The sequence below is a fragment of the Dehalococcoidia bacterium genome (assembly GCA_003597995.1).
Classification (GTDB): Bacteria; Chloroflexota; Dehalococcoidia; order Dehalococcoidales; family UBA1222; genus SURF-27.
On sequence record QZJY01000046.1, the window covers coordinates 1 to 11,029 of the forward strand.

Here is an 11,029-nt window from a genome sequence, read left to right on the forward strand (position 1 = left end):
ATAACCACCGAGCTCATTTTGGTGGAATGGAATCCGCCGCCTGACCGCGACCCATTATACAAGGCGCTTGTCTTCCCGCAGGAATCGAGTTATCTGACCATTCGGGTTTTGGTGGTCCCGCCTCGCATCCACCAGCGCTACGAGAATGCCCATCTCTCTCCCATTAACAATTCGGTGGCCGTAAACTGCGGGATTCGACGGGCCAGGGGGCAGTTCGTCGTGCTGCGAGCCAGCGATATAATCTGGTCGGAAGAGGTATTGGCCTTGCTAGCCGCCGGCCAGCTCGAGCCAAATAGCAAGTACCGCTGTACGCGCTGTGACGTGGCAGCGGAGGTTCTCGAATACCACCATTGGACTGTGGCGCAGAAATTGGAGTTCTGTCGGGAGCATGTCACGACCAGGATGATCAAAATGAAATATTATGTTGGCGGGCTCCCGGATCTACGGCTCAACTCCGATGGCGATTTCCAGCTTCTTTCATTGGACAACATGAAAAAACTGCGGGGCTATAGGGAGTGCGCGCAGATCAATTCATCTTACTGCGACGGCTTGCTGGAATTTTGTGCTTACGCGGCCGGGATCAAGGATGTGCTGCTCGATTGCTCTATCTATAAGATCGAGCATGGCTCATCCTACAGAAACCGGATATTGCAGTCCATTATACCTTTCCCTGCCTGGCTGGGGAGATTCATTCCCGCTAATCTGTTCGGACCCTCTTTTGTGCGGCTGGCCCGGGCGAGCGGTATATCCAGGTGGCTCTATGACACACGAGTCATCAAGGTCCGCGGCATTCGGCAGCCGACCCGGCGGGAGTACTACGAGCTGTGTAAAAAAATTGTTCGGGGCCAAGCGGGTTATGTTCTGAATGAGGAGGATTGGGGGTTGGCGAATGAGGCGCTTGCCGAGAATTGTGTCCTGAAAGCCAATTGGGACCGCTCCTGAAGCAGTGGCGAGCAGGACGGCAGGTTGCAGGTGAGGTGACGCTACCTTGTCAGGTAGCATCCTCGTGTTATCCGTTCGCGCCAGTACACTAAAAGATCGTGTATTGTTTTCTCGAAAGGTATTTCCGGCTTCCAACCGGTGTGGGCTCTGAATTTCCCCGTGTCAGGGACTTGGAGATCAGCGTCAAGGGGACGTATCCGTTCCGGATCAACTTGCACCTCAATCTCCTTCTTCGTCGAGATCGAAATAAGAAAGTCGAGCATGCGTCCTACAGTGCAGGAAAAGGTGCCGCCGATATTGTAATAAGCTCCCGGGATCGGATTCACTGTGACCAGCAGGTAATAGGCCCGCACAGCATCACGCACGTCAGACCAGGTTCTGAGCGAATCGAGATTGCCGGTTTTCACCACCGGCGGAATCAAGCCCTGCTCGATCATGGCTATCTGCTTGGCAAATGTCGATTCGGCAAAGACATCACCCCGCCGCGGTCCGGTATGGGTGAACATGCGGGTGACCATGACTTTCTGGCCGTAGGCCTCGGCATGGAACCTGCCAATGAGGTCGGTGCCGATCTTGGAAATAGAATAGGGAGAAGCCGGATGGAACGAGCATTCTTCATCAATGGGCAGATTTTCCTTCGGCACCCGGCCGAAAACTTCGGAGGAAGAGCAGACATGAATGACAGGATCAACATCCTTGCAGTGCCGGAGCGCCTCGAGAAGCCGCTCGGTGCCAAGGATGTTAGTGTCCAGCGTCTGGAGCGGAGCAGTAAAGCTGGTTTTCGGATAGCTTTGGGCTGCCAAGTGGAAGACGTAGTCAGGGCGGCTTTTATCCACCGCTTGCTGGAGGGAAAGGTAATCGGTCAGGTCGCCTTCGATGAAATAAAGCCGATCCCGCCGGTTAGCCCGTTCCAGAAGATGGGCGACATTGTCAAGCGGACTGCGCCAGCGGCACATGCCGAAAATATCCCAGTCAGTATGCTCGAGCAAGTAGTCGGCGAGGTGCGATCCGACCATGCCGGTAATACCAGTGATAAGAGCCCGTGCGGTCATTTTATTCAGTCTCTTTCCGTTCGTTCGTAACGCATTTGTGAAATTTGCTCGGAGATGAGTCCCATCATGAAAATGATCACCGAGCTGGTCAGCAGCACGGCGGACATGTTGGTGAAACGATGCGAGGTGATGAACGTAAAAACGTAATAACCGATCCCCGCGAGGAAAAAGAAAAAGCTGATGGGCAAGAATACCCGGAAAGGTGAAAAAAGGGTGGCAACCTTGGTGATGATCAAAAAGAAGCGGACTCCATCCCGCAGCAAACTGATTTTGCTTTTCCCTTTCCGAGTGCCCGTTTTAATCGGCACGTATTTAATGCTTCTGCCGCTCCGGAGATAAGCGAGCGTCAATGTGGAAGGGTAGGAAAAGGTGTTGGGGAGCAAGTAAATGAATTTCCTGGCAGTTTCAGTCCTGACCGCTCGAAAACCGGAAGTGAGGTCTTCCACTTTGAATTTGGTAACGTACGAAGCCAAAGCGTTATAGATTCGGTTGGCGATGTTGCGGTGCAGGTTGGCCTGGGAGATGCGGCCGCGCGCTCCGACTATCATATCATAGCGTTCCCGGTGCTCCAAGAGCCGGCCGATATCGGCGGGGTTGTGCTGGCCATCGGCATCCATCATCACCACCCAGTCTCCGGAGGCACAGCGAAGGCCGGTTTTAACGGCTGCACCGTTGCCGATATTGTACGGATGGGGCCAGACATTGGCCCCCGCCTCGACAGCGATCCGCATGGTCTGGTCTGTCGAGCCGTCATCGACGACCAGGACCTCAAAGTTGGGATAGAGCTGCCGGATAGACTTGATCGTCTCACCGATGCTCGCTTCTTCGTTGTAGGCGGGCAAAAGAACGGTAATTAGCACAGAGATCCCCATATTTTTCATTGTGTCTTTACCATTCCGTAAAGCTTCTCCCTGCTGTTCACGGGCTGGCGAGGGCTCATCCTAGAGCATGCATCAGCGGCTGGCGTGCAGTATATTAGTTGCTTGGGCGAGCATGATATTGTCTTCTGTTAGGGCGGCTGCTGCTCACACCAACTTTAAAAAAATAGTTGGTGATCGAATGGTTGTCAAACGGAAACCGCTGCTGTTGACCTGAGATTCGGGGGCACGACGTGAAAAGAGCCGGCTATGTAACCGGGTGGGCCTTACTCGCCAGCGGCTACTTCTTCTGGACATGGAGCCACGAGCTGGCCGAGCTGGCCGGTGACAGTGCTTATTACCTCCTCATGGCCCAGCAGTTTTCTCCATGGGCACCGGTTTCCGTCCCAGCAAGCTATTTTGCCGCTCACTGTCCATATCCACCCCTTTACCCCTTCCTTCTGGGGCTTTTGGGCGGCGGAGAAAGCGTTCTCGTTGCCCACCTGATGACGACTACTTTTCTCCTCCTGGCCCTTATTTGCTATCGTGCTTGGCTGATCGGCACGGGCGTTCCGGGCAGTTATGCCGCTATGGCAGTGCTCGCCTACGCCATTCTGCCGGCCACTCTTCTGCATGCCCTGGCTATTTGGAGCGAGGGTTTATTCTTACTTTTTTCTCTGCTTAGTCTCTATTGCATAGGGTGTTATGAGCGGCAGCAGCGACCGATTTATTTGTTTGCCGTCGCGGCAATGATCGCCGCCGCCAGCCTTACTCGGAGCATGGGCCTCTCCTTGGTGACTGCTTTCATCCTTTATCTTCTGATGAACAGAGTGAGGAAGAGCCTCCTGCCGGGATTAATAGCCGTGCTGCCGATTGTGTTCCAATTATTATTGTCTGTAATCTTGAGGGCAGAGAGCGGCTCCGGGTACCTGGATGCTTTTCTCAGTCACTACCGGGGGCGCTCTCCCGGCGATTTTTTTTCTTTTCTACTGGGCCAGGTGGTCGCCATAGGTTACGGCTGGTATTTTAATTTTGAGTACTGGTTGCCGCTGGTAATCGGTCTAGGCTCGGTTTGTCTCTGGGGAGCAGTCGCGCGATTTCGAGCCCGGAAATTGGACGGCTACTATATCGCGATCTATCTTCTTATAATGCTCCTGTGGCCGTTTCCCGCCGAGTCTGAACGGTTCGTTTCGGTAATTATTCCCATCTTTATCGGACAAGCGCTATGCTTGTGCCAAGACCGCATGAGTGGCCCCAGGTTTGAGCCTCGCGCTAAGGTGGTTGCGACGCTCATATTTCTTTCTTTCGTGAATGCCATTCCAGGGCTCAACCAACTGGCCCAGCGGTATCTGGCCGCACCTCCGGAGATCACCAGATTTCGGAGATGCATTTCCTGGTATCAGCCCGACACGCAGGTGGCCTTTCGTGATACTTTAGCTATGAAGGTCCTTGTTGAAGACCTTCGCGAGGCCGGGCGGTTGCTGTCCCCAGAAACGAGAATTTTCAGTATAAAGCCTTCCCTGGTCGGTTATTACGCAGGAAAAGTAGCCGTAAGTACACCAATTGCAGCAGATGATAATGAGCTAAGAAAACGAGTAGCTGACGAAAAAATTGAATATTTCCATTTGATGAATGCCACATCTCCCTCCATTGGCACACCATTTTACCCTTACGATCGGCTTGCGGGGTCTCTCACGCTCTTGCGCGTAACAAAGCTATATGAGGGTGCCGGGGCACCAGTGGTTTCGGTCTGGGCACGGCTTAAGGAAGTAAAGGCAAAAAGAGCGAACGAATGAACGGAACGTGAATTCTGTCGGTGCCATGCACAGCATTATTGAAAAAGAGCCTCGTTTATTTCATCTCCTTGAAGCGGTCGCGCTTGGGGTATTGATTCTCTGGGGACTCATTATTCGTCTTGATGACATAGTAGCTTGGCGCAGCAATCCGGAAGCTGCTTTTCTCGGACAGGAGCCGCTTATCGCCAACGGCGACGGGTATCACTATTTGCGTTTTGCCCAAGATCTGCTCCAGCAGCGATATGAGCCGATCGACGAGCTCCGTACCATTCCTGATAACCCCACTCGCCCCTGGCCGCCTCCTTTGCTTTCGGTCTTGACCGCTGCGATTGTCCGGCTGACGCCATTTTCGTTGTCCTGGGTTGCTGTTGTTCTTCCATCATTGTTGGGGGTGCTGCTGGCGATTCCGCTTTATGGTATAGGGAGGTTGTTAGCCGGCCGGATCATGGGGCTGGCCTCCGTGGCCATGGGCTTGGCCTCGAACTCCTTCGTAGCCAAAAGCTCCTTGGGCGAGTACGACACCGACTGTCTCATCCCTTTTTTCACGCTCATGGCCCCCTTCTGTCTCCTCCTTTTTGTCCGGGAGAAAGGAAAGAAGAGATATGGCTTTCTGGGGCTTGGCGGAGTTGTCTGCCTTTTCTTTCTTTGGTGGTGGGATCAAGCACCATCGGTTGTAATAGCGTTGTTTTTCATGCCGCTCGCCGTGGCGCTGCTTTTCTTCTATCGGCCGCCGGCCCGAGAAGCGAAACAGTTTCTGCTAGCGACGTTAGCTATTCTTGGCCTGGTTTTTCTCTGGCAAGGAATTCAATTCCCTTCTAAGCTTCTCAGCCAATTTCATACTTTTTACGAGTACCTCGTCGCGCCCGCCCGCGGTGCTTTTCCGGCAATAGCGGGCGTGATTTCCGAGCAGAATAACTTGCCCGCGGCTGATATCATCGCTAGATCTACCGGTAGTTTAGCCGCGTTTGTCTTTAGCGGAGCAGGCCTTCTGCTGCTCGCCCGCAAGCGGCCCCGAGAAACACTCCTGCTGATTGCGCCTTTGATCCTCGCAGGCTTAACCTTTGTTGCTGAACGGTTCATGATATTTTTGGCTCCTGTTGTCGCACTCGGTTTTGGCTTCATGCTCTCCGAGTTATACAATCTGATCTCTTTTCGCAGCCTGAAGTACATCCTTATCCCCAGTCTGATTATCTACATCTTATGGACATCGTACCAGGGAGGGGCCTCCTTCGCCTCGCCCTTTCCGCCAGCCACGATTGCCGGCATGGATGCAGTGCGGGAAATGACGGCTGAAGATGCTGCTATATGGACCTGGTGCGACAACGGCTATCCTCTCATGCTTCGGAGCGGCCGCGCCACGATATGCGACGGCCAGGCCCATGATGGCGAACTGTCAGTCTATAATGCCATTCCGCTTGCCACCTCGAATCCCCGTTTGGCTGCGAATTTCATCCGGTTCTATATCTCTCACGGCGGAGCGGGAATACGTAAAATTTATGCTGCCCTAGGTAATGACCCGGCAAGGGGGCTGGTCCTCCTCAAAGAGATACTGGCTGCCGGCCCGCAAGAAGCGGTGCCGATTTTGAGGGAAGCCGAGCTACTTACTGCCGAAAAGACATTAGAAGAGTGGCTGCGTTACTTTTTCCCCTCGTCGACTCGGCCGGTCTATCTTTTCCTTGACTGGGGAACCATGCAAGTGAGCTATTGGATCGAATCGTTGGGAACTTGGGATGGGCGAAAGCAAGGCGGCGATATCCCGCTGCCATCAAAGCTGTTCAACCGTATTATATTAAAAGGCCTTAGCCTTTCCAATAGCAGCGGCACCATGGAGGCCGACCTTGTACGCGGACAGTTGCAGCTCGACGGCCGCGAAACTGTACCTCTGAGCCAAGCTCAGGTACGAGGAGCAGGGGGAATCCGTCGCTACGAATATGGCAACCGACCTGTCCAGAGCGGCGATGCCAAGGGAGAATATATTTTGGATATTTTTGAAGAACCTGGTTTTGCTCTTCTTATGAGCAAGGAATCGTGGGGGCGGCTTTTCAATCGCCTTTTTTGGCTGGGGGCGCCGGTAGAGCCCGAATATTTTCGTCCCATCCTCCTACGCTCGCCGAACTATCAGCTTTGGGAAGTCGGGGGGGATAGGTTCGGCGAATCTTCGGATGCCGGCAGTTGAGAGAGGTTTTTCCTAATCACAGTGTCATAATCCCGCCATCGCGGATGGCCGGGATAAATGGCCAGGAGTTGGCTAAAGACGATTGCAGCTCTTTGGTGGTCACCGCGGGCGAGATAACCGTTCCCGATTAGGTCCAGAAGTGGCGGGAAACTCTCGTGCTGCCTGATGGCTTGTTCCGCAGTTGCCATGGCGGCAGATGAGTCGTCCCTTGCTAGGAAGTATTCGATTATCATGGCCGCCGCGAATGGATTAGCTGGCTCCATCTGTTGTGCAAAGGTGAGGAGTTTGCCCGCCAGCGGCCGGAGGGGCGCATAATGGCGAAGGAGAAATGTTGCCGCTCTCATCGTCCATCGGAAGCGGATGTTCTGCTGATAGTCTGCATCCTGGGTGATGTCTGCGCTCCTTGTCGCGTTTTCGTTGGCAATCAGTTCTGATTGTAGCTGCTCCTCTATAGTCCTCATTTTCTGGTTTGCCGAGTCAGCGGCAATGACTTCGTCAAGAAATGACCGGCAATGGTCATAATGCTTCAGCTGCATCATGAGCGCGGCCATTTTTAGCAGCACTGCGACTTCGCGATCGATCTCTTCAAGCTCCTCGTTGCTTCCCTTGGACAAGGCAGCCTCATAGGTGCTGCGCATCGCAGTGAGGAAGAGCTGCTCGCTGGCATTTTCCTGAGCCAGACCACGGACATAAGCACCGAGGGCTTCCTCATATCGGCCAAGGTTGAAGTAGCTGTAGCCTAGGTTGAACATAAACTTGGCAAAGCCGGATCCGTTTACGTTCGGCGGCATGTGGGTCAAGTAGCTCTCACCTTTTTCAATCGATTGCGCATACTCTTTTTCTCGTACGAGTACTGCAAGAATGTTGTTAGCTGCGTTTACGTATTCCTCTTCGCCTGGCCGGCCGAGTGCGATCGCCTGTTCCATAAGCGGAAGTGCTTCATCGAGGCGATCAGCCCGAATCAGCGCCGTTCCATAATTTACCATGGCTCTCGGCTTAACCGGTGACTTGCGCAGGCTGTCGCCATAAATGGATAGTGGGTCGCGCCACGTGTAATTGCGCACGCTGGTGAGCAGGGACAAGACGCAGGTCAGGATAACCAGGCAAAGAAATGCCACTTGGTGTGGCCTTTGTAAATTGTGCCGGCCTAAATAGGCGAATACCCGGTCGATGGTGGTGACGACCACCAGAACAAAGCCGATTGAGGGAAGATAAAGACGATGCTCGAAAACGAGCTCGAGCGGTACAACTGATGATTCAATGATAAGCTGTAGGAAAAACCAGAAGATAGCGAACGCTACCAAGGGCTCTTGTCTTCGTGTTCGAATGCCGGTCAGCAGCATGGCCAAAAGAAAGAGCAATGAGAAGAGCGTGGTCGGCGGTGAGAGGAGAGAGCTGGAAAGGGAAAAATCGTGATCCAAGTTGAGTCGATTCGGAAGCGGTAGAGCGAGAAGCGACAGATAGGAAACAACGACGCGCAGCTCGGTCAGGATCCGTTCCAGCAGCGTAAAGTGGCGGATCTCATAACCGGCCATAACGTAGCGCTCAAGTGATCCGGCGGCAAGCGGAGCCAGGAGCAACAAGAGCAGGGCGGTCACGAGAGCGCGGCGTCGGGTGATTGCTCGCTGCAGCCTCAGGCCGATTTGAGGGGAGATGAAGATGGCCTCGAGAAGTAGAATCGCCAGCGGCAGTGTGGCAGCGTTTTCTTTGCAAAGTAGTGCAGCAATGGCAAAAATGCCAGCCGCGGTATACAGCACGCCACTTTTGGCACCGATTTTGATCACTCGAGCGTAAAGGTAACACGCAAGTGTTGCCAGGTAGAACATCGTCATCATGGCGGCCATTCTTTGTACAATATAGGTGACCGCGTTCGTTTGAACCGGATGCGTTGCCCAAAGCACGGCGACAAAGAGGCAGAAGTGGGCGGGCGACATCATCCTGATCGCAAGACGGCAGGCATCGAAGCGCATGAGGCCGGATAAAAAGGCATAGAGCGCCAAAGTGGCGAGCAGGTGGATGGCGATGTTGGTGATGTGGAATTGGACGATGCCCCCTCCGCTCAGGCGGTGGTCGATGGCAAAAGAAAGCATGGGGAGGAACCGCGCTAAGCCGAAACGGCTCTCAGCTATCTGTCTGAGTGCCTCCAGGGAGACCTCGTTGATATAGACCTCGCGCACTTCCACGAAGGAGGCAAAATCATCGAGCGTCAGTGGTGAATACAATGTGTGACAATACGACGCGCCGATGAGGATGAGAAATAGAGGGAAAAGGAGCTTGATTGGCCAAGATTCGGGGGAGATGTTGCTTTGCATTACAGCTCACGGATATGGAAATGAGATAAGCGGAATTTCCGAGGAGCCAGTCAGGTCCTGCGTCCCGCGATAACGGCATCACCGTTCACGCAAGAGCTTACCACGCTTGATACCCGACGTCATTATGGGATGAAACCGGCAGAGCTGAGCAGGAGGGAGGACCTCAACGACCTAGGCATGCCGGATGGAACTCTAACTTGTTGTGGAGCAATCTTAAGGTCCCAGCAAAAGAAAAATCGGAGCGAGCAGTAAATGCTCGCTCCGAGTCAACAGACGGCCCAAATCGAGAGACGGGTATCAAGTTTCCGATTGCAGACCAAGCTTGGTGGCAAGACAGCCGCCCAATGACCAGCGGGTTATTTTCCCGCCTGAAGTCCTTGGTCTGGCTGTAAGAACATAATTATCTAATTTATAAAGTGGGCTGGTAGCAGCAGTGCTGTCGACTGTAATTGTTAGGACATCGCTGGCGGTGACCGAAACGTTAAAGCGCGTGGTGTCTGCATCCTCCATCATCGTCGCTAACGTGGCGGCAACAGATGGAATCGAATTGTTGGTTGCATAATAGAGACCCAGGTTGGTCTGGATGGAGTGCAGGCCCGGATAGACGAGAGCCGTCACCCTGGATTTCTGAATGTAGTTCATGTAGGCCGGAATGGCCACCGCCGCCAGAATACCAATGATGGCGACGACGATCATGAGCTCGATCAGGGTGAAGCCTTTCTGGCCGTTCTCCTTCCGCATCAAATTACGCATACTTACCCTCCTTCGGTTGGTGATGAGAAACTGCTTCTTTCTTAATCCTTGGTTTTTACCTGACCGCAATATCTTTTCTCTTTTCCTTCCGTTCTCCTCCGGTTCTTCGAGTGCTCATCGTGTGTCGTCCTGTTACTAGCAATCGGCGTACCACTTTTATTGGCCGAAGCAAAAGGGAGCGGCGCACGGATGTTAATTGCGCATTTTTCAGCTGATTAAAGTTGTATCAAACGTGGCGCCGAGTAGGTGCGGAATTGCCGGGGGAGTGAAAAAGAAGAGTGGCCGGGTGACAAATTTTGTCAGTCGGGGAGTTTGCGGGTGACAATATTTGTCACTAGGGAAGGTCGGAAGAAAAATTGGCTGGGGGACAGGGATTCGAACCCCGATAAGCAGAGTCAGAGTCTGCTGTCCTACCGTTAGACGATCCCCCAGCGCTTGAGAGGCTCTAAAATAAGGAAAATTGAATGACTATGTCAAGAGAAATTGTCGCGCATGTGACGCCCACAACCGAGCTGCGTCTTTTGAAACACCTCTTGCCGGCGTGGGGCTGGTGAAAAGAAGGCTATCTCACCACCCATCCCGCATACCCAACCACCTGGCTGGTATCGCCCGTTGCCGCGCCGGAATCGGTGTAGCGCACCAGCGCTGCTTGCTCCGCGCCGAGTCCTTGCGCGGCGATCAGCGTTATCACCGTGGGGATAACCCCGCACATGGAAATATTGTGGCGCGAAACGGTTTCGTACAGCCCTTCCGGGTCGAGATCGGCTATCCGTTCGAGAGCCAGTCGATCTTGCCGCTGCGCGGTTTCCCTTGTCTCGTAATGGCTCATGTCCGTGCTCGCCACCAGCAGCACTTCGCGAGTGCTGTTTTTTACCGCTGTCGCCAACCCGCGGCCGAGTGTGGCGCAGGCGGCATATGAGAGATGGGAAAACAGGATCGGCACTATTGTGAGCTTCGGCTGAAAGTACTGGAGAAAAGGAACCTGCACCTCCAGGGAATGCTCGCGGAGGTGGGCGGTCGCATCAACCGTTACGGGTGCGTGGCGCACGACGGCAGCGGCAAGCTCCTGATCGATGGGCACCGGTCCGAAGGGCATCTCCCACGAACCGTCAGCCATTACTGCCGCGTTGGCACCGATACC

9 protein-coding genes and 1 tRNA gene are annotated in these 11,029 nt (G+C 53.8%); 3 read left to right on the forward strand and 7 right to left on the reverse strand.

Annotated features, from left to right (window positions below; all coding sequences use genetic code 11):
• Nucleotides 1-942 (forward strand): hypothetical protein (locus C4542_06115; GenBank protein RJO61589.1); only part of this gene is annotated, 942 nt, incomplete at its 5' end.
• A 41-nt stretch (nt 943-983) separates the two neighbouring features.
• Here the strand turns inward: C4542_06115 and C4542_06120 are convergent.
• The 3 genes from C4542_06120 to C4542_06130 form a co-directional block, all read right to left on the reverse strand.
• Nucleotides 984-1,994, reverse strand: a complete 1,011-nt coding sequence (locus C4542_06120) for an SDR family oxidoreductase (protein ID RJO61590.1) — start codon at nt 1,992-1,994, stop codon at nt 984-986.
• A gap of 5 nt (nt 1,995-1,999) precedes the next feature.
• Nucleotides 2,000-2,875 carry a glycosyltransferase family 2 protein gene (locus C4542_06125; GenBank protein RJO61591.1) on the reverse strand — a complete coding sequence of 292 codons (876 nt, stop codon included), beginning with the start codon at nt 2,873-2,875 and terminating at the stop codon, nt 2,000-2,002.
• A 263-nt stretch (nt 2,876-3,138) separates the two neighbouring features.
• On the reverse strand, nt 3,139-3,354 hold the full coding sequence (locus tag C4542_06130; GenBank protein RJO61592.1) for a hypothetical protein: 216 nt from the start codon (nt 3,352-3,354) through the stop codon (nt 3,139-3,141).
• 3 nt (nt 3,355-3,357) lie between these two features.
• Between C4542_06130 and C4542_06135 the strand changes: the two genes are divergently transcribed.
• Entirely contained in the window at nt 3,358-4,647 is a 1,290-nt protein-coding gene (locus tag C4542_06135; GenBank protein ID RJO61593.1) for a hypothetical protein, read from the forward strand.
• A 7-nt stretch (nt 4,648-4,654) separates the two neighbouring features.
• Entirely contained in the window at nt 4,655-6,823 is a 2,169-nt protein-coding gene (locus C4542_06140) for a hypothetical protein (protein ID RJO61594.1), read from the forward strand.
• Here the strand turns inward: C4542_06140 and C4542_06145 are convergent.
• The 4 genes from C4542_06145 to amrB all read right to left on the reverse strand — a co-directional run.
• Nucleotides 6,766-9,135, reverse strand: a complete 2,370-nt coding sequence (locus C4542_06145) for a tetratricopeptide repeat protein (protein ID RJO61595.1) — start codon at nt 9,133-9,135, stop codon at nt 6,766-6,768. The two genes, C4542_06140 and C4542_06145, sit on opposite strands and share 58 nt — an antisense overlap.
• A gap of 297 nt (nt 9,136-9,432) precedes the next feature.
• The gene (locus C4542_06150) at nt 9,433-9,876 is read right to left on the reverse strand and encodes a prepilin-type N-terminal cleavage/methylation domain-containing protein (GenBank protein RJO61596.1); all 444 of its coding nucleotides are present in this window, start codon (nt 9,874-9,876) and stop codon (nt 9,433-9,435) included.
• Between the two features lie 369 nt (nt 9,877-10,245).
• Nucleotides 10,246-10,319: transfer RNA gene (locus C4542_06155), tRNA-Gln, on the reverse strand.
• A gap of 131 nt (nt 10,320-10,450) precedes the next feature.
• The coding region (amrB, locus tag C4542_06160) for an AmmeMemoRadiSam system protein B (protein ID RJO61597.1) at nt 10,451-11,029 on the reverse strand (579 nt) is incomplete at its 5' end.